This window comes from Chryseobacterium piperi, assembly GCF_002285635.2.
Lineage (GTDB): Bacteria > Bacteroidota > Bacteroidia > Flavobacteriales > Weeksellaceae > Chryseobacterium > Chryseobacterium piperi.
Window position 1 is genome coordinate 515,976 of the sequence record NZ_CP023049.2, and the last position, 26,187, is coordinate 542,162.

The following is a 26,187-nucleotide window of genomic DNA, read 5'->3' on the forward strand; positions in this document are numbered from 1 at the left end:
ATAAAGATGAATGAAAATAAAATTTTGAAGCCCACTACGATCATTATCTTTGGTGCTACAGGAGACCTGGCAAAAAGAAAACTTTTTCCAGCGTTTTACAACCTATATATCGATGGCAGAATGCCCGAAAGTTTTAATATCGTTGCGTTAGGTAGGGCGGATAACAGTGATGAATACTTTAAAAATTATATTAAAGAAAATCTGGAAAATTTCTCCAGAAAAAAAGTAACCGCTAAAGACTGGGAAGGCTTTCAGTCCCATATCACATACTTTCAGCATCAGCTGGATCAGGAAAGTTCTTATGAAAAATTACATCAGAAATTAGAAGACTTTGATAAGGCTTACGGGCTTAGAGCTAATAGGCTATTTTATTTATCGATTGGTCCTAATTTCATTTCCACCATTTCCAACCATATCAAAAATACGTCATTAGCGACTGATCCTAAAAAAGACCGGATTATTATCGAAAAGCCTTTTGGTCATAATCTGCAATCTGCGATCGAGCTGAATCAACTTCTGTCACAAACATTTGAAGAAGAGCAGATCTATCGTATCGATCATTATCTTGGAAAGGAAACCGTGCAAAATATACTGGCATTTAGATTTGGAAATGCGATTTTCGAACCTTTATGGGATAATAAGCATATAGAATCGGTACAAATTACGGTTGCTGAAGAAGTTGGGGTTGAAACCAGAGGAGCTTTCTACGAGCAGACCGGAGCATTAAGAGATATGGTTCAGAACCACTTATTACAGATTCTCTGTATGATCGCTATGGAACCACCGGCTTCATTGGAATCGGGTCAGATTAGGGATCGTAAAGTTGATGTCCTAAAGGCTATTCGCAGAATTTCAGCAGACCAGGTGGATCACTATGCGGTAAGAGGTCAGTATGGGAAAGGGGTAGTGAATGGAGTTGAAGCCAAAGGTTATCGCCAGGAAGATGGAATTGCTGAGGATTCTAATACAGAAACATTTGCAGCAGTAAAATTCTACTTGGATAATGAAAGGTGGCAGGATGTACCTTTTTACGTACGTACCGGAAAAAAAATGGAAGAAAAACATTCTTACATTACCATTCAGTTTAAACCGCTTCCACACTCAACTTTTTCGGACAGCCCACATCTTTTATCAGCAAACAGGCTTGTAATTAATATTCAGCCATTGATGGATATCAGACTACAGTTTATGGCAAAAAGACCAGGGCTTTCATTAGTTCTGGAACCGGTAGAGATGATTTTTGATTTCTTTGCCTGTCATGAAGATACTCCCGAAGCCTATGAAACTTTGTTGCTAGATGCCCTTTTAGGAGATCTTACTTTATTTATGCGTTCCGACCAGGTAGAAGAAGCCTGGGATGTTGTAAAAACGATACAGGAAGCCTGGGAAACTAATAAAGATTCATCTTTTCCAAACTATAAAGCTGGAAGCTGGGGACCGGAGGGTAGTTTTGCACTGGTTGAAAGACAAGGACATAGCTGGTCGACAGATAAAACCATAGAAGATTGTAAACCCGTACAAATTTAAATAAAAGAAAAAATGAATATTACGGTATTTGATAATTTAGAGAAACTGTATAAAAAAGCAGCCGATACATTTGTTGACCTTTCAAAAAAAGCAATTGAGAAAAGAGAGCGTTTTGTCGTAGCTTTAAGTGGGGGATCTTCCCCTAAAGCCATTTTTGAATTGCTGGCCACTAATGAATATGCCGATAAAATCGAATGGAACAAAGTGTACTTTTTCTGGGTAGACGAACGATGGGTCCCTTTGGATGATGATAAAAGTAATGCACGAATGACATTCGAGACGCTTCTCGATAAAGTTCCTGTCAATAAGGATCACATCTTTCCTATGTATAAGGATGGAGTAACGCCTGAGAATTATGCTGCAGAATATGAACAAGAGATCAATAAAGTACTTGGAGATGCGGGTGTTTTTGATTTTATCCTTTTAGGAATGGGAGATGACGGTCACACGGCTTCTTTATTTCCGGGTGAAAGTGTATTGGATGAAAAAGAAAAATGGGTTTCTGCCTATTATCTGAAACCCCAGGAAATGTTCAGAATCACGTTGACGGCACCATTAATTAATAAAGCTGAAAATATACTAATTGTTGCCTTCGGTGAAGGAAAAAAACATGCATTAAATGAGGTGCTTAATGGAGAATATAACCCTAAATTATATCCATTACAGCTTATTGATAAAAAAGAAGGAGTTCAGTTTTTTACTGATGAAAAAGCACGGGGATAGACTTCGATTAAATTAGTATTGAGAGTAATTTCCAGATAAATAAACAGTACCATTATATTTCTAATGGTACTGTTTTATTTGATTGAAGAATCTGTTATGATGTCCTTTTTTTTAACTGTTAGAAAGAGGAGCATTTCAATAAGCCGTATATCTGTAATTTCATAGTTCATTTGGTTTCTGATATGGTCAAAATGAAAACATGATTCGGTAGCTATTATATTTTGGATTGTTTCTATATATTTCAGATAATTTGAGATTTTGTTTACCTGGTTATGATTATTGTTGGGAAAAAAATATCTGCAAACTTTTCGGTCCCAGATAGGATAAACCGAAGGATTGATAAAATGTAGAAGTTTAGAGGCGCCTACTAATGAATTATTTGTAAAAGAAGTTAAGCACTTAATCTCAATTTCAGTTAACAGAGTATCGCTTGTTTTGGCTTTATTAAATAAATTAAGGATCTCATCAATCTTTGTACAATCGACATTTTTTAAGATAGTTGGCATCCAGCCGTAGATCATAAAAGCTCCACAGATCAGGTCTTTGTCGCTAAGCCGATCTTTTAATTTAAAATAATTAATAAAATGGGGGTAAGACAGGAGGTAATTATTTTTCTTTTCCAGTTCTATAGTAAGACTTGATTGTCTGAGTTCTTCTAAATCAATTTTCATATTTAAATATAATAAAAAAGCAACTGCCAAAAACCTAAATTTAATATGGTTTGACTACAATTAAGCTTAGATTTGTCGTGCGCTGGGTTGTAGCGTGAAAATTTAACTAAGCATTATAAACCATGAAAAAAATTGTATCAGTTATAATAGGGTTGGCTATTTCTGTTGTTTCTGCACAAGGTGTAAAAAACAAAGATCATATTCCCAAAAAGGTAAGAAAACACTCAGTATATACTGCTACTGAGCTTGAGGCAGATCGTATCTTTAATAAACTGGTAAAGGTCAGAAGAAATTTGCATGAGAACCCTGAACTGGCAGGTCATGAAGAACATACGCAGGGACTACTTAAGCAATATTTACTTGATTTAGGCCTTGAGGTTCAGACGGACATTGATGGCTATGGCGTTATCGGTATTTTAAAAGGAGATAAAAAAGGAAAAAAGATAGCATGGCGATCGGATATGGACGCTCTACCTAATGATTTCCCCGGCGAAACAGCCTTTCTCTCGAAGACCAAAGGAATAGGGCATGGTTGTGGTCATGATCTCCATATGGCCATAGGCTTGGGAATCGCTGAGGTTTTAGCCAAAAATAAAGACCTGTTAAAGGGAACAGTTTATTTCATATTCCAGCCGGAAGAAGAAACCTTTGTCGGAGCAAAAGAAATGATTAATAACGGACTGCTTTCCAGGATTCACCCTGATCAAATATATGGACTCCATGTAAGCGCTTTGCCAGTCGGTCAAATTATGGTAAGACCCAACGAAATGTTTGCTTATCAGAAAAGAATAAGAATCCAGTTAAAAAATGAATTATCAAAAGAGGATATCAAAGACTTAACAAAGAAAATCCGGAATTCTTTAGTTCGTACAGCTAAAGGTAGTAAACCTTGGGAAATACAGCAAATGAGTAATCCTGAAATGGGACTGACCAATCCTAATACGATGTTTAAAGATTACCTCATTATGGATGAGGAATTTAATGCTTATTCTAAAAATAATCAGTTTTATTTGGAGGCCTATTTGTATGAGACTGATTCATCCAGGGTAAAAGATATTATTCCTAAAGTGAAGAAAGAGGTGGAAAACAGTGGATACAAAGATCAGTTGCTTTCCGTTTCATTTTCACAAGAAAATCCAACCGTTATCAACGATGAAAAGCTAACAAATAGTGCCATAAAAGCACTTGAGAGTGTATATGGAAAAAATGTTATTACTCCTGATTACGGGCAGGTTCCCTATTTCAATGATGACTTTGCCTATTTTCAGCAAAAGATACCTGGTGTTTACTTTTTTCTTGGTGGATCCAATATCGAAAAAGGAATGAACGCGATGAATCATACACCTAATTTTCGGGCAGATGAGGAAAGCATCAGAACAGGAGTTAAATATTTTTCTTCGTTAATTCTGGAACAACTCAATAACCATTGATTTTATTGATAAAAAGGAAATGAAAATCATAAAAAATACATTTATGATTACGATCATAAATCAAAATAAAAACTGTTTTTATATTTGACATGACAACCTAATAATAATTCATTACTTACTATCTTAAAGCTTCCCTTTGTTGGGAAGCTTTTACCTGAAACACTTTTAATATTATACAGCCCCTGGAGTCCTTCGCTTTTTGAGGGGCTCCTTTTTGTGAAGCCATTTTGTTTATCTATATAGGATTGAGCGTAAAAAATAATATTATATTTTTTTCAATGTATGAAGACAAAGTGTAAATTTGTGTGTTATCAATATAAATACTTAAAACCTTTCCCTAAAACCTTAAAACCAATTGAAAAAAACATTAAGTTTAATGGTTATTCTATTAACCTGTACTCAATTATATTCCCAGAATACTTATGTCTTTTTTGGTTCCTTTAACTGGGATAAATCAACCGAAGGAATTTATGTTTATAAGTTGGATACGCTCTCGGGAAAACTATCTAAAATAACATCTGTTAAAGGGGTTGTTAATCCTTCATTTCTGACCCTATCTCCCAACGGGAAATATCTTTTTGCTTGTACCGAAAGTAAAACCCCCAATGCCGGAAGTGTCAGTAGCTTCGAGTTCAAAAATGAAAAACTGACTTTTATAAATACACAAAAGAGTGGTGGGGAAAATCCGGTTTACGTCACGGTTCATCAAAATGGGAAATGGCTGATTAACGGAAACTATACGGAAGGAAGTGTTTCGGTGTATCCATTGTCTGAAGATGGTGCCATACAACCGGCTGTCCAAAACTTTCAATTTTCAGAAGGAAGTATCAATAAAGCCAGACAGGATCGTTCGCATATTCATTCAACCGTATTTTCACCCGATTTTAACTATGTCTTTTTGCCTGATCTTGGAGCAGACAAAATAAGAGCCTATCAATTCAACAATGGGGAAAAAGAGCCTTTGGAAATTACTGAACAACCTTATCAATCTGTTTTAGGAAGTGGTCCCAGACATTTTACTTTTCATCCTAATGGCCACTTTGCGTATTGTATTGAAGAATTATCCGGAACTGTGAGTGCCTATACCTATGAAAATGGAAAATTAGAAAGCATTCAGAGAATTAATACCCATACTGACCGGTACAAGAAAGGTTTTGAAAGTTCTGACGTCCACATTTCACCGGATGGTCATTTTTTGTATGCATCTAATCGAGGAAAAGAAAATAATATAGCCATTTTCTCTATTCTTAAAGACGGAAGGTTGAAAAATGTAGGCTACCAAAAAACTTTTGGAAAACAGCTGAGAGTATTTGATATGGATGAAACAGGAAAGTTTCTGATCGTTGCCAATGCCTTTAGTGGAGATGCTTTTGTTTTTAAACGTGATCCGAATACGGGATTATTGAAAAGAGTGGGAAGAAAGGTGAAAATAGAAGGAGTCTCTAGTGTAAAAATTAAGAAATATTAGCCTTGAAATAGAAGGAACAGATGATACTTAATTTTATCTTTAAACACTTGGCCAATTGATTTGCTTTTTATATTTTGTGAGATGTATCTTAAATACAATCAAGTGTGAACAAGCTATTCCTCCGCCTTTTGTTGTTGATATTCCCTTGTCTGTTAGAAGCACAAGGGCAGAAAGTTCAACGGCCTCCGAATATTATTTTTATTCTGGTAGATGATCTGGGATATGGTGATGTCGGTATTTTGAATCAGAATAAAAGAAAAAAAGAAGGGAAACCTTATTTAGTGACACCTTCTTTAGATAAAATGGCAGCCCAAGGTGCTGTGCTTAACCAATCTTATTCTAATGCTCCGGTATGTGCACCATCGAGAGCTTCATTACTAACGGGTCGTACACAAGGCCATGCTGAAGTAAGAAATAATCAGTTTGATAAGGCACTGGAAGATAATTATACGATGGCTAATACTTTGCAAAAAGCAGGCTATACTACAGTTGCGATTGGAAAATGGGGATTACAGGGACTAGATGATTCATGGCCTTCTCATCCGCTCAAAAGGGGATTCGACGATTATTTTGGATATATACGTCATGCTGATGGACATGAACATTATCCGAAAGAAGGAAAATATAGGGGAAGAAAAGAAGTGTATGACGGTTATACCAATATAACAGAAGATCTGGACAGATGTTATACAGGGGATTTGTGGACAGCTCGGGCAAAAAAATGGATAATCGAGCAAAGTCAGGCTCAAAAAAAGCAACCGTTTTTTATGTATTTAGCCTATGATACGCCTCATGCTATTCTTGAGGTACCCACACAAGCCTACCCAAAGGGCAACGGTTTGCATGGAGGTCTACAATGGGTAGGTCAAAAAGGACGAATGATCAATACTGCTTCCGGAGAGATTGATTCATGGTATGCTCCGGAATTTATAGGAGCGACTTACAGAGATAAGGATGGGAGTGAACAACCATGGACAGATGTAAATAAAAGATATGCTACAATAGTACAACGTTTGGATGCTCAAATAGGAGATATACTTCAATTGTTAGAAGATCTGGCTATTGATGATGAAACATTAGTGGTGTTCTCTTCGGACAATGGTCCCCCTCTGGAATCTTATCTAAAAGAACGTTATACCCCTGAATTTTTTGAAGGTTATGGTCCTTTTGATGGGATCAAAAGAGATTTGTGGGAAGGAGGGGAACGTATGCCGGTATTGGTACAATGGAAAGGTACCGTGAAACCGGGACAGCAAATCAATTTGCCTAATATGCTTTCCGATTGGCTTCCTACATTTTTGGATGTTGCCGGTTTACCCGCACCTCTACGAGTAGATGGAATATCGATTTCACCCACGCTTACCGGAAAGACTAAACAGGTAATAAAACCTATGGTGTATGCTGAGTATTTTGAAGAAGGGTATACACCGGACTATCCCGATTTTGAAGCCAAAAGGAGAAAGAGATTACGACGCGAAATGCAATTGGTCCGTATAGGAAACTATAGTGGTGTACGTTATGATATAAAGAATGCTCAGGATAATTTTGAAATCTACGATGTCGTCAATGATCCCAAACAAAAATATGATCTTGCAGCCACTCTACCTGGGATGCAACGACAAATGAAGGCCAGAGCTTTGCAGATGCGTCGTCCGGATTCAACATCGATTCGCCCGTATGATGATGCTTATGTACCGGGTATTAATGATCAGCCTTCAGTCAAAGGTGTACAATGGAGTAGTTATAAAGGTGGCTATCCTTGGCTTCCGAATACAAATAATCTTAAATCTGTAGATAACGGGAAACTAAAGATTCCTATTGTAACTGAAAATATAGGTAAAGGGAACGTAGTTTCTATAAAAGGCTATATCAACATACTGAAAAATGGAGTCTATACATTTTATATTAATGCTCCGGGAAAGGCCTTTTTAAGGATACATGATGCAGCATTGATTGATGCAGATTATCATTATGTTTCAGGGACTGATAAAAGTGGAAGTATTCGTCTGGAAGCAGGGTTACATCCTTTCACACTTACCTATAGAAAACCTCTTAATCACAAAGGCGATAAGCCTCTTGTTTTTGAGTGGCGCAGTGAGCATTTTGAGAGAAAGGCTTTTACTCCAAAAGATTTTTACTAAAAAGGTTTTTCAATATCTTGTACGCAGCGAAATCCCGTGTGTTCCAGACTGGTATCCGGTGTGTTTTTCATACGTCTGGCAGCACGATAACCACTGCAATAGCTGTCATTACACAGAAAACTACCGCCACGTAAAACCCGTTTGGCCGTATGGGGATCATCAGGGTCATAGCTCTTTTGAGGACCTTGTGGATTTTCTGTAGAAGAGGATTTGTAATAAGCTGCATCATACCAATCACTGTTCCACTCCCATACATTTCCCGCCATATCATATAAGCCATACCCATTGGCTGGATAAGATTTTACAGGTGCTGAGGTTAGAAATCCGTCTTTTTTTTCGTTATAATAAGGAAACTTTCCTTCCCAGCTATTGGCTTTAGATTTTCCCATATTGATAGGTTCATTTCCCCAAGGGTAGATATTGTCTTTTAAACCTCCCCGTGCGGCAAATTCCCATTCAGCCTCTGTCGGAAGTCTTTTTCCTGCCCATTGACAATATGCTTTAGCATCATACCAACTCACATGTACAACTGGATAGTTTTCTTTACCCTCAATATTACTGTGAGGTCCTTGCGGGTGCTTCCAGTCAGCTCCTTTTACCCAGGTCCACCACTGGCTATAATCATTGAGCTCTACAGCACCTGTAGTAGGTTTGAATACCAACGATGAGGCTACCATAACACTATCTGGAGGTTTTGGGGTTCCAGGAGGTAAGGATTGTTTTAGTTCTTCCCAGTCCGGCTTTTTTTCCGCTGTAGTTATATAGCCTGTAGCTGTTACAAACTTTTTAAATTCTGCATTGGTAACTTCAGCTTCATCAATCCAAAAAGGATCTAGAGTGACCTTATGCTTTGGATATTCATCATCAGATGCCTGATCGTTGTCTCCTCCCATAGAGAATGTTCCCCCCGGGATATATTTCATGCCGGAGGTCGTTGAATTTTCACTTATTTTAATTTGATTAGTAGCCTGTGATTCTGTAAAGCGCTGAGGAGTATTTGCACAATGTGATTTTTTCTCTGTCGTTTTAGTACAAGCTATTAAAAGTAGAGCGAATAGAATAGCATTGCATTTTTTGAATGGACTCATCTCTATCAATTAGATTTTTCTTTTATTGTATTCAATAAGACTTCCATTTGTTTTACTTTTTCAGGGTATTTTTCTGCAAGATTATTGTTTTCGCTTATATCATCTTTTAAATAAAATAATTGAGGCTGCAATAAGTTTCCTGTTTCGATATTGGTGAGGGAGGACCCTGTATTAGCAGGACCTTTATTAGGAGGTATCATTTTCCAATCCCCTAAAACTATAGCTAATGTACTGCCTTGTTCTACATAACTGTCCCTGCCTTTATCGGTTTTCCCTAATAATGTATTTAAATGATTCTCACTGTCAATAGCTTCGTTGGGAGGAATAGCGATATGAAACATTGAAGCAAACGATGCGAGTAAATCCATCTGGCTAACTAATGCTCCTGAAATACGTGGAGAGGTCTTTCCTTTCCAGCTGATGATAAAAGGAACTCTTGTCCCGGCTTCTAAGGTACTGTATTTACCACCACGCAGGTTTCCGGAAGGGGTATGTCCATTCAGCTCGGTAACAGCACCGTCTTCATAGCCGTCATCGAGGACAGGGCCATTATCGCTGGTGAAGATAATAATCGTATTATTCTCAATTCCTGAAACTTTCACTTTTTGCATAATTTCACCTACGAGCCAGTCCAATTGCAAAATGGCATCTCCACGGTATCCGAGACCACTTTTTCCTTTGAATTGAGTGGCAGGCATACGGGGAACATGAGGTTCTGTAGCGCCGAAATAAAGAAAGAAGGGTTCTTTTTTATGATCCTCAATAAATCTTTTTGCCTTTTCTAGAAAAGTAAAAGAAATCTCTTCGTCTACCCATCTTGCTTTTTTTCCACCGGTCATATAACCGATACGACCAATCCCATTTACGATCGTTTGATCGTGTCCATGATTGGGCGTGGATTTCATTTTTAATAATTCAGGGTGTTCTTTTCCGGTAGGTTCGTTACCAATTTTTTTTAAGTAGTCTACAGCAATGGGATCTATATCATCTAATCCGACAACGAGTTGATTTTCCATAAAAATAGTGGGAACACGATCAGCCGTAGCAGGAAAGATAAATGAGTAATCAAAACCTGTTTCATTAGGACCGGGCTTTATTGGGGAATTCCAGTTTTTTTCTACTGTGTTTCCTAATCCAAGATGCCATTTTCCGACAATACCCGTACTGTAGCCAGCCTGTTTAAAAACTTTTGGAAGAGTTATTTTATCCACAGGAATTATTAATGCGGCATCGCCTGCTAAAATTGAGGTACCTTTTTGTCGCCATGGATAACGTCCGGTCATTAATGCATAGCGGGAAGGAGTACAGGTTGCCGATGTGGAATGTCCATTAGTAAAGCGGATACCCTGCTTTGCCAGTGCATCAATATTAGGTGTTTTTATTTTGGTAGCTCCATAAGAACTAACGTCACCATATCCGATGTCGTCAGCATAAATGTAAATAACATTAGGTTTTTCCTGTGCGTACCAGAATACTGGCAATAAAAATAGGAAGAGAAGGCAATAAAACTTTTTCATTTCAACTTTGTGTTTTTTGGATAGAGTGCTTTTATTCCTTACTGTGAATTAATAAAAGTTTTAATTATAATTAACCTGAATTCACATTAACTAATATAAGAAAAAAGGAATAATAATCGTGAATACAGTGTATCCCTCTAAAAATGGGGTGAATGCTGTCTGTGGACTATTCAAAAAGTATTATGCAATCACTGAAATAGAAAGCTAAAAGAAACAATTTTTTTATTTACAATTCCTTCAGTAATTTTTCAGAATTCCAAATAGTTGCAAATTCATCATTGAGATTGGCCAGTGTAGTATAATGTATTATTTCTGCATCGTATTTTTCTCCATTGATTCCAATTCTGTCAAAAGCTGCCGTTGCATCAGAAATCACATACGTTTCATATCCATAATTTCCGGACATTCTTGTTGTGGTTGAAACACAGTGATTGGTAGTAATTCCTACAATGACAAGGGTGTTAATGTTTTGATTATCAATTCGATCTTTTAAATCGGTTCCAATAAAAGCGCTATTTACGTTTTTTGTGATGATGACCTCATGGTTTAATGGTAGAACATTTTCATTAAATTCAAATCCCGGATTAGATTCATGAAGCTTTGAATTGGGATTGTCGGAACTGTGTCTTATATGGAAAATAGGTAAACCTAACGCTCTCCATTTTTCTAATATGTTTCTACAAATTTGTTCAGCATTTTTGTTGTTACGATTGCCTCCCCAATAATTTTCTTCAAGAAATCCTTTTTGAACATCGATAAGGATCAGAGCCGGTTTTTTATCTCTCAATTTCATTAATATATGATTTTTAAGAATGTTTAATCAACTATCAAATATACATAAAATGATTCCTTAATTCTGATGAATTAAGAATAAAAAACACTGATTCAATAGAAGTGAAGTTTTTTATTTTTTAATTGATTATAGTGACGTAAAAAGGCCTTCCGAAGAAGACCTTGAAAAAAACACAAATGCGATTATAAATCACAAGATACTCAAATGTAATAAAAAATATATAACCTCGAATGAAGACAGAAATATATTTTTATGACCTTCCTGAATTTTAGAATGACAAGCATAATGATCAGGTTGGTATAGTGCTACCTATTAAAATCTGGATGAAATCTGTTGAGCTTTATATATAATGATCTGCTCGATAGCCAAACCTTCCAGAGAGCAATAAATCTCGCCGATTAAGCAGATCAGGTAGATTAGATTTGTTGCAAAATAATCAGAAGTCAAAACCGAAAAACGCTCAGCATATTGGTTTTGGAGAGAGCTGTAAATGAAAAATCCTCAACCGAGGTTGAGGACAAAACTAATAACCATGAAAACTCAAATTAAACATGAGTCTTTGTGTATGATAAACGGAGTAAATACAATAATATTTTGTACAGGTTTAGATAAAAATAAAAATGTGTATAAGTACTGCAATCTTGTCCTTTGAAATGAACAATATTGCAGTTGGATATTTTTATTGGTTGAATAAATATTTCGATTCTTTTTCAGTATTATAATCCTTCATCTTTTACCATAATGTGCACCTAAAGTATCATTTTTCTCCTCGTAGAGAAATTATGTGACCATTTTTAGACGCTTTATTCATCCTTTTATTGGAAAATGGCTATTTAATAAATTGATGGTTTTTATTGATAAAAAAGAATGCTTTGAACTTTTGATCTAATTTTATTCTATCAATTTGAGATTTACTAGAATTAATTACAAAAAAAGCCTTCCGAAGAAGGCCTAAAAAAACACAAATGCGATTATAAATCACAAGATTCTCAAATGTAATAAAAAAACTTTAAAGTTGAGTAATCCTTGAACTTTAATATAAATACTTTTTCCTCCCAAGGTGATATTTCCCTTTGTACAGGGCGTTTTCACACAAAATAAAAATTATTTTTTTACAAATAATGGTGAGATGATTATCGTTTATTAAATGATATTTAATACATATTGAAAATAAAAGAAAATTGATAAATAATAAAGATGAATCAGGTGAGTATAATCCTAAAATCTGCTATATTAGTTTAAATAAATTAAGACTGATAAAAAATACAATGAACAACGAGTTTCAACCTGATGCGATTATAATAGGATCCGGATTGGCAGGTCTTACAGCAGCCATGGAAATTACCAATGCCGGGAAAAAAGTATTGCTTTTAGATCAGGAGACCGAGCAAAATATCGGAGGACAAGCGTTCTGGTCATTTGGAGGGCTATTTCTAATCAACTCACCTCAACAGCGAAGACTGGGAATTAAAGATTCTTATGAACTGGCAAGACAGGATTGGATGGGTACGGCAGGTTTTGATAGGGAAGAGGATTACTGGCCTAAACAATGGGCAGAGGCTTATCTTAAATTCGCGGCAGAAGAAAAGTATGAATATATTTCTAAAATGGGAATCAAGCTGATGTTTATGGTAGGTTGGGCAGAGCGGGGTGATGGGTCTGCTGATGGTCATGGAAATTCAGTTCCTCGCTTGCATGTAAGTTGGGGAACCGGAACAGGCGTAATAAAACCATTTGTAGAAAAAGCCTATGAAGCTATGCAAAAAGGACTTCTTCAGATGAAATTCAGACATCGGGTAACCCGTTTGACAACAAATAATGGAAGGATTACAGGAATCGAAGGAGATATTCTCGAAAATGATCATAAAGAAAGGGGGGAAGCAACCAACAGAAATGTTATTTCGCAGTTCGGATATCAAGCAGACCATATTGTCATTGCTTCCGGAGGGATTGGCGCTAATCATGAGCTGGTCCGTAAAAACTGGCCGGAAAGGCTAGGGAAAGCACCAGAAAGTATGGTGTGTGGAGTACCTGCATATGTAGATGGGAAAATGGTCGGAATTGCCGAGCAGGCAGGAGCTCACATCATCAACAGAGACAGGATGTGGCATTATACGGAAGGTTTGCAGAATTGGAACCCTATCTGGCCGGATCATGGAATAAGAATATTACCCGGTCCGTCTTCACTTTGGTTTGATGCTAAAGGAAATCGGCTTCCGGCTCCTTTTCTTCCAGGCTTTGATACATTGGGTACGCTGAAATATATTCAGGATACGGGCTTTTCGTATTCCTGGTTTATCCTGACACAGAAAATTATCAAAAAAGAATTTGCACTTTCCGGATCTGAGCAAAATCCGGATATTACAAATAAAGATTATGTGCTTTTTCTGAAAAGAATTTTTGGTAAAAAAGCACCTGGACCGGTAGAAGCATTCAAGGAGCATGGGGAAGATTTTATTGTGTCTGATAACCTCAAAGATCTGGTTCAGAAAATGAATGTACTATCAGGAGATCATCTTTTGGATTATGATACGATAAAATCTCAGATCGAAGCCAGAGACCGTGAACTGGATAATTCGTTTTCGAAAGATACTCAGATCAACTATATTCGAAGTACCAGAAAATATATAGGTGATCAACTTGGACGTGTGGCATCTCCACATAAAATACTGGACCCTAAAAACGGACCATTGATAGCTGTGAAGCTTAATATTCTGACACGTAAAACATTGGGTGGAATAAAAACCAATTTGAATGGGCAGGTTTTAAAAGAAGACGGATCTATACTTGAAGGATTATATGCAGCTGGAGAAATTGCAGGTTTTGGGGGTGGAGGTATGCATGGTTATCGTGCTCTGGAAGGCACTTTCCTTGGTGGTTGTATATTTTCCGGAATGAAAGCCGGAAAGTACATTGGAGGGTTAGAAAGATAAATATAAGGAAAACATGAGTAAGTATTTTAATGATAAAACAGTGTGGATCACAGGAGCATCATCCGGGATAGGAGAGGCATTGGTTATGGAGCTGGCAGCGAAAACTACTGCTACGATTATCCTTTCATCAAGAAACGAAGGAAAGCTTGAGGAGATTGCCCAAAAAGCAGGTCTTGGTAAGGATCGTTATGCTGTACTGCCTTTAGATCTTTCGGATTATAAGAGGATGCCGGAAGTCACAGCAAAGGCAATGGAGAAGTTTGGGCATATTGATATTCTGATCAATAATGCGGGCTTGTCTCAGAGGTCTCTGGCTATGGACACGGATATCGAAGTAGATAAGCATTTAATGGATGTGGATTATATAGGGACAGTTGCTCTTACTAAAGCCGTAATTCCTTACATGATCAGAAATGGAGGTGGGCAGATTGTTGTGGTTTCCAGTCTTATGGGAATATTCGGAGGACCGATGCGAAGTGGATATGCCGGAGCCAAACACGCATTGCACGGATTTTTTGATTCTCTTCGGGTAGAACTCTATAAGGAGAACATTTTGATAACCATCATTTGTCCCGGGTTTATACAAACCAATATTTCAATCAATGCGGTTACAGGAGATGGCTCATTACAGGGAACAATGGATGATGCTACAAACAAAGGAATGCCTGTCGGTATTTTTGCAGAAAAAATGCTCAGGGCTATTGAAAAAAAGAAATATCAGGTTGCTATAGGAGGACGTGAAGTTCTGGGGGTATATCTCAAGCGATTTTTCCCTTCATGGCTGGCTAAGATTACCCGTAAGGCAAAAGTGGTTTAAAACTCAGATCAGCTATTTCTGTATTGGGAGGTGCTGATTCCTGTGTATTGCTAAGGGTTCTGGGAAGATGACTTCTTTCATTTTTTGAGTGAAACGCTTTTGCATCTTAAAAGCGCATTGTTTTAAATTCCTTCGTGCCTTTGCGATTAACTAACTTCAGTTGTTTTTGAGTTTTGTTAAACTTAAACCATACAAGGGATTGAAGTATATTGGTAAAAAACCTCTCAGTTTGAGAGGTTCCAACTTTTCAGGTTGTGAAACTAACTAAGTTTTTTTAGTGGAATAAAAACCTCCCGTATTAAACGAGAGGTTAATAAACTGTTGTGATTGTAATAACACAGGTTATTAGATTATAAAGATATAAAGATTTTGACTAATTATTTTATAATTTTTATAATCAGTAGTGATCTTTTTTGTAAGAGGCAGTATATATTTACTTCTATCAACCGAAATGATTCTTTTTCTGCCAATCAAAAAGATTTATTTTTTAGAAATAAATAAATCTTTTGCCCATTATTCATTCATTAATTTTTCTCTATTAATCCAATACTTCCCTTATTGTTAGTATGTAACAATTGGTTTATTGCTTATTTTTTTAGGGTGTATTATATATCTTTGTAATTAATTATTAAAAATTATATTTACAATGAATAAAAAAATGTATTTAGTTTGGGCACATCCTAAAAAAGATTCCTTAACTGCTCAGATTGTTGATTCAATAAAGAAGCATAGTATAGAAAAAGGGTTTGAAGTTACTGAGTTAGATTTGTATCGTTCTGGTTTCAATCCTGTTTTACAAGCAAATGAAACACCTGATTGGAGTAATGAAACTCAGAATTTTTCGCAGGAAATATACGATTTATTTAATGAGTTAAAGGGAAATGATACTTTAATTTTGGTTTCTCCAATTTGGTGGTTTTCTTTTCCAGCTATCTTAAAAGGCTATATAGACAGAATTTGGAATTATGGATTAGCTTACGGAGACGGAGTTAAGTTACCTGTCAATAATGTTAGATGGATAGCTTTAGCTGGTGGAGCAGAAAAAGTATATATAAAAAAAGGAAATGATGTATATGTTAAACATTACTTTAACAATGGTATTTCTTCCTTTTGTGGTATTGAAGATTCTGAAGTTGAAATCCTTTATAATACAATTGGCTTTGATGAGGAAATTGAAAGTGATGAACATTATAAAAAATTATTTAAACAGGCGAATTCGGTAATAGATAATCTGGATTTATCATAACAAATACGATAAACACAAATCATAAGTCAAGCCATAACTATTATTGCTATGGCTCTTTTTTATATTTATGCAATTGCTTCATTTTGTTTTTTAAACTAACCGTTTTCTAGCCTTGAAAATCTAATCTTAATAATGGCTCACTATAAGTTGTTTGTACTTTCTATAACAATTTTTTCTTCTGTTGATCCAATACTTACAATTTTGTTAGTATCTAACATTAGGTAGGAAAGCTTTTTTTAAAATGTTAAATTGCTTATTTTTGTATTGCAAATGTTATAAAAAATTATATTCACAATGAAGAAAAAAATGTATTTCGTTTGGGCAAACCCCAAAAAGGAGTCATTAACAGCAAAGATTGTTAACTCAATGAAAAAGCAAGGTCTGGAAAATGGGTATGAAGTGAGCGAGTTAGATTTGTACCGTTCTGGTTTCGAGGGATCTTTAGAAGTGATGGACCATCCTGTGTGGGATAGCAAAGAACAAAACTATTCTCAGAAAGTATATGATTTATTTGATGAGGTAAAAGGAAGTGATACGGTAGTTTTCGTTTTCCCAATCTGGTGGTATTCTTTTCCTGCTATTTTAAAAGGATATATTGATAGAGTCTGGAATTATGGTTTGGCTTATGGCAATGGAAGTAAGATACCTGTCGAGAAAGTCCGTTGGGTTGCTTTGGCCGGAGATACGGAACAGTCTTTTAAAAAAAGAGATAATGATAAGTATCTTGAACATTTCACAATAAACAGCATATCCTCTTATTGCGGGATTACTGATGCTAAACTTGAAATTATCTACGATACGCTTATTTTTGATAAGGAACCAGCGGGGTCAGAGGCTTATAAAACATTATTTAAGCGAGTGAATACAATCATTGATGACCTCGATAAATAAGTAATAAAAACAAACCACAGCTATGCATACGGGCTGTGGTTTGTTTTTTATTATAATAATTATTGATTCAAAATAACAGATTCAATTATTTTTCAGCTTCTGTTTTTAAATTTCTCAACCATACCTGCAGAGATTGCTCCAATACTGTCTGAAATTTTTTATGCAGTAAGGAAACGAGCCATCCTTCCATACTTTCTTCTACGATTAATTGGGTATATCCGTTTTTTTCCGGGACAAATGTCCAGTTGTGGATAGCAAACGCTCCGAAAGCAGGGCCAGACCATCCTATTTTGTAGGGTGGTATTGCTGTGTGTAAAGTAGAGTGGACCGTTAATCCCCCGCTTTTCCAGTCAAAACTATTTCCTTTTTTGAAAGGTTCTTTCATGATTGGGTCTTGAACGTCCTTATGCCATACAGACCAATGATTAACATCACTCATGATATGGTATAGTTTTTCAGGAGAAGCGTGAATGGTAATTTGCTGTCTGGTTTGTACCGGTACGTTTCGATTGATGTTTTCCGAGGTTTTATAAGAACTGGTGAGCTCAAGTATACCAACGGTAAAAAGTACTATAATAATAATGACGGTGATAATGCTTAAAAGGATCTTTTTCATAATGACAATAGTATTATTTTGTTCTCCAAAATTATGATATCCCGGCTCATTCAAATTGTAAGAAAACGAAAATAAGCTACATGATTATATGAATAATTTCTTCTTTCTAAAAATAGAAGTTAAGTATTTTTTCAAGTGAAAAAAAATGATTAATTTCCGCTGCAGAAAAAAGTCCGAAACCATTTGGTTTCGGACTAAAAAAAACAGTTTAAAACTATTAACACTAATAAACGACTATTTTAAAGTTGTAAAAATTGTAATCAATCTGAAATCGAAAATTCTTACGCCCTTTTCTTGGATTTAATTTTTTTCTCCATTTGTGTTTTTTATATAAAAAGAAATTGAATTTTGGGCTTTTTAACATTGAAGACAGTGATCAAAAATGTTTCTATCAAAATAGTCTGTTATTCCTTTTTGTTTGTGTTTTTTTAGGATATGATCATACGATCATGTTGTCAATAGATTATTTTATCTGATCTGTTTTTTTGTTATTCCTTTTATCTTGCATTATCTGTTTGGAACTTAATGTTTATCCTCCTGATTTTGTTTTATGATTTAATATTTTCGTACTGCAAAACTACCATGAAAAATTATACGAACAAATAGTGGGAGGTTTATTGTGAAGAGATGTGTTTATTTATGTATGTTTGTGTATGTGTAATTCTTTTATTGTGCTTGTTGTAAAAGAAAAATAAGGTTTTGTGTGCCAAAAAACTCATAAATACACAAAGTGGAAATAGGGTGAATCAGAGTAGTAAAAATCAAAATATATACCTTTAAAGTAATTCCCAATTTGTATATATTTGTTAAAATAATTAAAAGACAATGCATAACGACAAAATATTAAAAACATCTATATTCTTTATTGTTTTTTTTATTTTTTATCTGGATGTCAGAGCACAGAATTCTAGTAGAGAGATAGACAGTATAAGCCAATTATTGGAGAAAAACTACAGAAATGGGGATACCAATCCGGGGCATACTCTTAAAAATGCTACGATTCTTTATTATTTATCCCGGGAAAAAAAATTCTATCCGGGTCAGATTAATTCTATTTTTGAAGAAGTTAAACTCAGTCAGTTGAATGGTGATTTTGACTCGGCGCTTACAAAAATTAATGAAGGGATAGACTTAGCCAGATCTCAAAATGACTATAATATGGTCTGCCGTATTTTGCTTTTGTATCAAAAAGTACTTTTACAATTAGATCATTTAAGTACAGCAAAACATATTTTAGAGAGAGCTGAGAGTTATAATCACCTTGTGAAAAACAAAGAGGATAAACTAATCAACGGTATTTACATTACACTGGCAAAAGCAGATTTGTTGACGATTAACGAAAGTTTTGATGAAAACAGAGTAAAAGAAGTTATAAAATTAAAAAAACAAGCTTATTCAGAATGTTTGAAAATCAGTGATACCCATAAGTTTAAAAAAGCAACGGTGATCTATACCCTTGGTTCTTTGGCTGATTCTCTTGCTTGTTTCAACAAAATTGATGAAGCTAAATCGTACTTGGATATTATCGACCGGTTCCTGATCTCATTTCCAGATGATACCTTTATTATACAGAATCTAATCACAAAAGGAGTTGTTGAAAAAGCATTAGGAAACTATCCTACCGCTATTGGTTATTTTTCAAAGGCTATTGCAGATTCAGAACATGATCATAATCGGTCCAGACAAAATGAACTCTATTCAATGCTTGCTGATACGTATGACAAAATGAAAGATTTTGAAAAAGCGACTTCTTATTCAAAAAAATATATGCGTCTCGTAGATAGTGTTGATTTGGTAAAGAAAAAATCCGGAGATGTTAACTTTATTAATAAAATAAATCTCAAGGTCTCTGATAATAAAGAGACAAGGAATATAGGGATACTGAATGTAGCTGTAGGGGTAGGTCTTGTTATTCTTGCGGGACTTGCAATATTCTTTTATCGTAGAAAATCCAAGAATAAAAAAAATGAAGATGTTGCTGAATATAAAGTGAAAGATGAGATTCAGGATGATATTCGTCCCGAAAAATATGAACCGGAAATCAATATGAATGAAAATAATTCTCTAAATACAAAATCTGAGAATACGAAAGAATTAATCCTTTTGGCCAAAGAAGATATTAATGCTTTTTATATAGAATTCCAAAAAGTCTATCCTCACTTTTATACATCACTCAAAAATAAATATCCTGATCTCAATATTTCTGATATTAATTTCTGTTCGCTTGTGAAAATGAATTTTGGGATTAAGGAAATATCCCAGTATACCAATTCTACAATTCGGGCAGCTGAAGCCAGACGATATAGAATTAACAAGAAAATGGAATTGAAAAATCAGAATGAATTGTATATGGTGTTGTCATCGTTCAACTGATGCATAATTTTCATATAATGAAAATATAGCCTTAGCTTTAAAAGAGAGATTACTTCTTTTTTTGTTGGAGCCACGAATGCACGAATAGAAAAATTCGCGCATTCGTGGCTAAAAATGTATTGAATGAACCATTTAAGGTTTCCTATTATTAAGCTGGATCAGTCCTGAGCTTTCTCTCTTTTTAAAGTTTGATTCATTGTCATGATGATCCCTAAAAGAATAATGGCGATAATAAGATAGCGCCATGCTAAATCCTTTTGTTCGGCCACTGTTCCGCTTACTGAAATAATGAAGCTGGTGATAGAGGTAATAATATAGACCAGGCCTCCCATCAACCCACCTGCCGTACCTGCATTTTTAGGAAAATACAACATGCTGGTAGTAAAGAATGATGTAAATAAAATCCCAGAGCATATATGAATAAAAAAAGCAAAAGGGATCATAATAAACAGGCTTTGCGAAAAGTAACTTACCACTATTAAAGATACAATGAGCGTTAATTGTAAGATAATAGGCTGAAGAATGCGGGCTTTAAATCCTAAGGAAACTCTTTTCTTTCCTATAAATCCTCCAATCATCCAGGAAAATCCTAAAATCAAAGTACAGTATCCGATGACAACCGGAGTGAAATGAAAGGTATTCTCAATGATGAATGGACCTGTAATATTGAATAGCATAACGATAGAGTAGCTAAGTCCCAGAATGATAATCCCCAACATAAAAATCCTGTTTTTCAGCATCATGGTGTACAAACTTATATTTTCTGAAAAGTTCAGCTTCTTTTTTTCAGGCAGGCTTTCTCCACTGAAAAACCATTCAAACAGGAATATAGCTCCTGCATAGAAAGCCAGGAAATAAAAATTAGCATGCCAGTTAAATAACTTTTCCAGATAGCCGCCAAGAAAAGGAGCTAAAATAGGACCAAGGGACCATACGATGGTAAAATAACTCAAATAATGTTTTACTCTATCTGCATCGTAAATATCCACAAAAATAGCACGGGTAGCTACTACCAGAACAGACACGGCTATTCCCTGAAGGATACGGAGTAGACATATCAGTAAAATATTGTTGGTCATCGTGATTAAAATACTCGTCACTACCAGAAGGAGTAAGGCTGCCAATTTCGGACGATAACGTCCTATGCTATCCAGGATGCCTCCCACAAATAACTGTGAAATTCCATAACTCAACAGATAGGAAGTCAATGTAATCTGGATGTCTTTTTCTGATACCTGCATTCCTTTGGCCATTGAAGGAAATGAGGGCAAATAGATGTCGGTAACGAACCCTGAAAGAGGGATCGAGATAAAGGCCATAATGGTAATTAATCTGATGCGTTGTTCAGATGCTGCGCTCAACATAATTCATTCTTTTTTAACGATACAAAAATAGAACAAGAATCCGTATGATGTATTTTAAAAGACAAAGTAAAAATTACAAAATTCAAAGATTTAAAAAGTGTGTTTGAATTTAAGAGGGGAGGTGTTAGCATATTTTTTAAAGAAATTATTGAAATGAGAAGGCTGATCAAAGCCTAATGTATAACCGATTTCAGCAATATCCCAGTTTGTATATTTCAGAAGGTTTTTAGATTCTTCAAACATTCTTTCCTTAATAATTTGCGTTGTGGTAAGATTCGTTACAGATTTTACCGAAGAGTTCAGATGGTTAACATGTACATTGAGGTGCTCTGCAAAGTCGGATGCTGTTTTTAAAGCCAAAGGATATGCCGGGGAATCCAATGGAAACTGTTTATTGAGCAGTTCATCGAAAAGCCTGTAAAGACGTACGTTGGCAGAGAGCTCGTCCAGATCTACATCTTCTACCCGGTTTTCAAGAGCCAGATGTAAAACGGAGGCCAGATGGCTTTTTATGCTGCCACAGCGAAAAGGATAAGCCGAATTATTTAACTTATACATCTGTTCAAAATAGACGGTAACAAGCTGGGTCTGCTCTTCTGTCAGAAAAATAACAGGCATGCTCCATTCTTTGAAAAGGGATGTTTTTTTGAATAGTTTAAATTCTGAATTTCCATTAAAAAACTCCTGATTGAAAAGACAGAAATATCCTTCCTGTAAATCACCGTCACACTCCCATGAATAAGGAATATTGGGTGAAGGAAAAAACAGGGCCGGACGATCTATATATAACTTCTGCTGACCATACTGAAAAGTTCCTTTTCCTATAATGAAGCTGATTTTATAGTAATCACGACGATTGTATGGGCTTTTGAAACTGCAGTATCGGCGCATAGATATATTGAAATGCGATTTTCCGATTTCAAACTCATCAGAGTCAAACATCCTTAATTGGCTTTCCCTAATTCGTTTATAATAATCTCCGATAGTTTCTAGCTGATCACTCATGACATGAAAATTATAAAAATCAAAGATACGGAAAAGCTATTATTTTTCTATGTTAATTGTTTTTAGATTTTTTCCGCTGGTTAGGCTTTTTGTAAAATATGATTTTAGGCAAGAAGATCCAGTAGGTCAGTCTTGGTCAGTTTTTGTAATTTCGTTTCTTCTGTCCGGATTAAAATCTGGGCGAGTTTGCTCTTTTTCTTTTGAAGATTGATTATTTTTTCTTCGATGGTACCAGAACAAACCATTCGGACCGCAACAACATTTTTGGTCTGTCCGATTCTGTAGCTTCGGTCAATGGCTTGATTTTCGGCTGCCGGATTCCACCAAGGATCTACCAGATAGACATAATCAGCTTCTGTAAGATTAAGCCCTACACCACCGGCCTTTAAGCTGATGAGAAATACTCTTATATTTTCATCGGTTTGAAATTGTTGGACTTTTGTTCCCCGGTTTTTGGTTTGTCCTGTAAGATATTCGAAAGGGATATTTTTACGCTCGAGTTCAGTCTTGATGAGATCCAGCATGCCTACAAATTGAGAAAATACAAGAATTTTATGCTCTTTTGATTGAGTTTCAATTTGTTCGGTTAAAATTTCGATCTTCACGGAATGATCCCCGGAATGGCCTTCCTTTAATAATACCGGTGAATTACAAATCTGGCGAAGCTTGGTGAGTCCGGTTAAAACATGCATGCTGTTTTTTAATGTTTCATCGTCTGTGGAAGCAGAAATGAAATCACGTAGTTCACGTTCATAAGCATCATAGATCTTTCGTTGTTCTGCGTTCATTTCACAATAGATGACCATTTCTGTCTTTTCAGGAAGTTCCTTGGCTACCTGCTTTTTGGTTCTGCGTAGAATAAAAGGTTTTATTTTCTGCTGAAGTTCCAGCGTTCGTTTGGTATATTCAAATTTATCAATAGGGATTGCATAGGTATCCTTAAAATATTGTTTACTTCCCAATAATCCGGGACATGCAAATGAAAGCTGCCCGTACAGATCAAATGTGTTATTCTCAACAGGAGTTCCTGTTAATACAATTTTGTTTCGTGATTGCAGAAGACGGGCTACCTTATATTTTTCCGAATTGGGATTTTTTACTGTTTGTGATTCGTCAAGTAAAACGTAATTAAAACGAAAAGTCTTAAGAAAACGAATATCTGAAAGTAGCATTCCATAGCTGGTAAGCACGACTTCATAGGAAGACATGAGATCTATGTTTTTCTGCCGGTCTGGACCATAATGAAGCAATACCTTGATCGAAGGTGCAAATTTTGCAATTTCTTCCTGCCAGTTAAACAGTAGGGAAGTGGGAACGACGATCAGGTTGGTGGTATGCCCGTACTTTTCTCTTTGATATAGAAGAAAAGCAATAATTTGTATTGTTTTACCAAGTCCCATATCATCAGCGAGACATCCTCCGAAATTCAGGCTGTCCAGAAGTCCCAGCCAGTTCAGTCCTTCCTGCTGGTAATCTCTAAGCTCCGTTTTTAATTCGGCAGAGACAGAGATTTCAGGAGCTTTTTTAAGGGTTGAAAAACGATGGGAATATGAGCTGATTTCTGATTGCACTTCTTTGCTGAGTACCTCTTTTTCAAAAAGAGAAGAGATTTCCGTAAAATTAATTTTAGGAATTTTCAATAACTCTTCATCGATATCACCTGCCTGAAAGTATCGTGTGATTTTGTTGATCCATTCATCAGGAAGAATACCCTGTGTTCCATCATCCAGCTGAACAAATTTGGTCTTGTTACGAAGGGCACGATGTACCTGTTTTAGAGAGGCTTCCTTTTTTCCGAAACGGACACTGAGCTTGGCATTAAACCAATCGATTCCACTCGTCACCTGGATATTGATTTTTGCCCGATGAGGATTAAGTTTGTTATTCTTGAGCTCATTAAAGCCCAGGATGATAATACCTTCATGTCTCCAGGCTTCAAAAGCTTTTAAAAACCAGTCTGCATCAAGAAATTTATCTTTATGTAAATAGAAGTATTCGTGTGCTTCCAGTTGGTCTTTAAATTCCGGATGTTGCTGCATGACGACGGAAGTTAGGGCTGTTTCGGCATTATAATTTCGCTCTATTTTAAACAAGTTTCCATTCTGATCCGTATCATACAATTGTTTACGTGAATAGACGGCTACCTCTACAGGACCGTACTTCATTACCGGAGTAATGGAGATATAGTTGCCCTCCTGGTGGAGATAAATGATCTTTTCTATCCCTGAACTCTTCTCTTCAAGCTGTACAGGAGTAGCAGGATGGATATAACTGTAATTGATATGAATATACTGCTCCAGTGAAGATAAGGCGGTTTTTAAAAAATGGTCATATTTGGAACTGTGTATCAGAAGTATTTCATTATTGGATTTAAAAAACCTGATGACCCTGAGCATATCAGGATTGTCAATAAGGCTTAATGTATTTTGATGATATATAAAATGATCGTAGCGTAAAACAATATGTTTAAAGGCTAATGAAAGATCATTAAACAATAGCTCGCCTGTGATTTCATAAAACGGATCCTTTCTAAATACAGTTAATTGTATTTCCGGTTTCAGGATATTCAGAGTTACAGGAACCAGTGATTTTGAAGAAATAGTTTCAGAGAGATTCCGGTCATGGTAATATATATCGAGCTCCAAAGGATTCCGGGCAATTAATTTTAAAGCTTCCAGTTCTGCCGGACTTTGCTCTTCATGATATCTGTTTTGAAAACTGGTAATAGCCGTATAGAATTTAATCTCTGCAGGCTGATCAGCTTTCCAGATCAATTGCATAGGGTCAATCCTGGTTACTGGGTTTTTGACTTTGCCGGTCCGGGTAGTCTCAGCTTCCATGATGGAAAAATTCAGGTAGTTGTAATAACGATGCAAGCCTATAACGAGTAGTTGTCTTTTGCCGGTGTCCTGTGAGGCGAGTTCGGAAACAATAGATTGACGCTGAGGAAGAAGGTTTTGCCTAAAGGCTTCTTCATTGATAGGAAGCAGTTCTTTTATTTTGGGTTGGATATTCAATTGGCCATCCTGATAATTTAACTCGAAATAAGTGTCCAGATTAGATTCATTTTCTAATCCGAAATTTTTCGCAAAAGCTACCAATGATCTTTGCCGTAGAGCAGTATCAAAGAATAACCTGAAGTTTTTTTGTTCCAGGATAGAATAGATAATTTCAGCCTGATGTTCACATAATTTGGGAGACAAGGACTGGCATGAGCAGGAGGTAATGACGGAAGAGCCTATCTGATGAACAGTAACCTCCGGGAAGTCTATTACGGAACTTGTCTTGGTAAATATACCGGCATTACACTCCAGAGCAATGGGACTGATATCCCGAAAATCGGAGTTTTCTATAAAAGAAGCGGTCTGGGTATGTTTTAAAAGCTCATAAACAGAAAGCGTACTGATATTGGTATCCGGTAAAATATATTCTTTAGGGAGCTCCATTATGACTTACAAACCTGGTTTTGATTAAAAAACGAAGGTACATAAAAACTCATAAAAGAATAAAATGATTATTTAGAATAAGTAAAGGAAAGATATAGTGAATGTTTTGCTGTTATAACATATTATATAAAAACAAAG

18 protein-coding genes are annotated in these 26,187 nt (G+C 35.9%); 10 read left to right on the forward strand and 8 right to left on the reverse strand.

Annotated elements, in window-relative coordinates:
• Nucleotides 1–6: 6 nt before the first annotated feature.
• Both zwf and pgl read left to right on the forward strand, forming a co-directional pair.
• The gene (gene zwf / locus CJF12_RS02290) at nt 7–1,527 is read left to right on the forward strand and encodes a glucose-6-phosphate dehydrogenase (RefSeq protein WP_034684056.1); all 1,521 of its coding nucleotides are present in this window, start codon (nt 7–9) and stop codon (nt 1,525–1,527) included.
• A 12-nt stretch (nt 1,528–1,539) separates the two neighbouring features.
• Complete coding sequence (gene pgl / locus CJF12_RS02295) at nt 1,540–2,250, forward strand: 6-phosphogluconolactonase (RefSeq protein ID WP_034684057.1); 711 nt, start codon at nt 1,540–1,542, stop codon at nt 2,248–2,250.
• 74 nt (nt 2,251–2,324) lie between these two features.
• Here the strand turns inward: pgl and CJF12_RS02300 are convergent, their stop codons facing one another.
• Nucleotides 2,325–2,921, reverse strand: a complete 597-nt coding sequence (locus CJF12_RS02300) for a hypothetical protein (RefSeq protein ID WP_051887266.1) — start codon at nt 2,919–2,921, stop codon at nt 2,325–2,327.
• A 122-nt stretch (nt 2,922–3,043) separates the two neighbouring features.
• Here CJF12_RS02300 and CJF12_RS02305 point away from each other — a divergent pair, with 122 nt between their 5' ends.
• The 3 genes from CJF12_RS02305 (at nt 3,044) to CJF12_RS02315 (ending at nt 7,960) form a co-directional block, all read left to right on the forward strand.
• On the forward strand, nt 3,044–4,351 hold the full coding sequence (locus tag CJF12_RS02305) for a M20 metallopeptidase family protein (protein WP_034684058.1): 1,308 nt from the start codon (nt 3,044–3,046) through the stop codon (nt 4,349–4,351).
• A gap of 376 nt (nt 4,352–4,727) precedes the next feature.
• Entirely contained in the window at nt 4,728–5,819 is a 1,092-nt protein-coding gene (locus tag CJF12_RS02310; RefSeq protein ID WP_034684061.1) for a lactonase family protein, read from the forward strand.
• A 104-nt stretch (nt 5,820–5,923) separates the two neighbouring features.
• Entirely contained in the window at nt 5,924–7,960 is a 2,037-nt protein-coding gene (locus CJF12_RS02315; RefSeq protein ID WP_034684063.1) for a sulfatase-like hydrolase/transferase, read from the forward strand.
• Here CJF12_RS02315 and CJF12_RS02320 read toward each other — a convergent pair.
• The 3 genes from CJF12_RS02320 to CJF12_RS02330 form a co-directional block, all read right to left on the reverse strand.
• Complete coding sequence (locus CJF12_RS02320) at nt 7,957–9,048, reverse strand: formylglycine-generating enzyme family protein (RefSeq protein ID WP_034684065.1); 1,092 nt, start codon at nt 9,046–9,048, stop codon at nt 7,957–7,959. The genes CJF12_RS02315 and CJF12_RS02320 overlap by 4 nt on opposite strands.
• 5 nt (nt 9,049–9,053) lie before the next feature.
• Entirely contained in the window at nt 9,054–10,565 is a 1,512-nt protein-coding gene (locus tag CJF12_RS02325; protein ID WP_034684068.1) for a sulfatase family protein, read from the reverse strand.
• Nucleotides 10,566–10,791: 226 nt separating this feature from the next.
• Nucleotides 10,792–11,358 carry a cysteine hydrolase family protein gene (locus CJF12_RS02330; RefSeq protein WP_034684072.1) on the reverse strand — a complete coding sequence of 189 codons (567 nt, stop codon included), beginning with the start codon at nt 11,356–11,358 and terminating at the stop codon, nt 10,792–10,794.
• 1,268 nt (nt 11,359–12,626) lie between these two features.
• Between CJF12_RS02330 and CJF12_RS02335 the strand changes: the two genes are divergently transcribed.
• From CJF12_RS02335 to CJF12_RS02350, 4 genes are all read left to right on the forward strand, one after another.
• Nucleotides 12,627–14,291, forward strand: a complete 1,665-nt coding sequence (locus CJF12_RS02335; protein ID WP_034684106.1) for an FAD-binding dehydrogenase — start codon at nt 12,627–12,629, stop codon at nt 14,289–14,291.
• Nucleotides 14,292–14,304: 13 nt separating this feature from the next.
• Entirely contained in the window at nt 14,305–15,108 is an 804-nt protein-coding gene (locus CJF12_RS02340) for an SDR family oxidoreductase (protein WP_034684075.1), read from the forward strand.
• Nucleotides 15,109–15,754: 646 nt separating this feature from the next.
• Nucleotides 15,755–16,354, forward strand: a complete 600-nt coding sequence (locus CJF12_RS02345; RefSeq protein WP_034684077.1) for an NAD(P)H oxidoreductase — start codon at nt 15,755–15,757, stop codon at nt 16,352–16,354.
• 294 nt (nt 16,355–16,648) lie between these two features.
• The gene (locus CJF12_RS02350; RefSeq protein WP_034684081.1) at nt 16,649–17,245 is read left to right on the forward strand and encodes an NAD(P)H oxidoreductase; all 597 of its coding nucleotides are present in this window, start codon (nt 16,649–16,651) and stop codon (nt 17,243–17,245) included.
• An 85-nt stretch (nt 17,246–17,330) separates the two neighbouring features.
• On the opposite strand, the gene CJF12_RS02355 is transcribed toward CJF12_RS02350, so the two are convergent.
• Nucleotides 17,331–17,861 (reverse strand): SRPBCC family protein, encoded by a 531-nt coding sequence (locus tag CJF12_RS02355; protein ID WP_034684108.1) that lies wholly within the window; start codon nt 17,859–17,861, stop codon nt 17,331–17,333.
• 825 nt (nt 17,862–18,686) lie between these two features.
• Between CJF12_RS02355 and CJF12_RS02360 the strand changes: the two genes are divergently transcribed.
• Nucleotides 18,687–20,234: a tetratricopeptide repeat protein gene (locus CJF12_RS02360; RefSeq protein WP_034684083.1), complete on the forward strand. Its 1,548-nt coding sequence runs from the start codon at nt 18,687–18,689 to the stop codon at nt 20,232–20,234.
• Between the two features lie 158 nt (nt 20,235–20,392).
• Here CJF12_RS02360 and CJF12_RS02365 read toward each other — a convergent pair whose 3' ends face one another.
• From CJF12_RS02365 to CJF12_RS02375, 3 genes are all read right to left on the reverse strand, one after another.
• Entirely contained in the window at nt 20,393–21,598 is a 1,206-nt protein-coding gene (locus tag CJF12_RS02365; protein WP_034684084.1) for an MFS transporter, read from the reverse strand.
• Nucleotides 21,599–21,688: 90 nt separating this feature from the next.
• Nucleotides 21,689–22,603 (reverse strand): helix-turn-helix domain-containing protein, encoded by a 915-nt coding sequence (locus CJF12_RS02370; protein ID WP_034684085.1) that lies wholly within the window; start codon nt 22,601–22,603, stop codon nt 21,689–21,691.
• Nucleotides 22,604–22,707: 104 nt separating this feature from the next.
• Nucleotides 22,708–26,049 (reverse strand): DEAD/DEAH box helicase, encoded by a 3,342-nt coding sequence (locus CJF12_RS02375; protein WP_034684087.1) that lies wholly within the window; start codon nt 26,047–26,049, stop codon nt 22,708–22,710.
• Between the last annotated feature and the right edge of the window lie 138 nt (nt 26,050–26,187).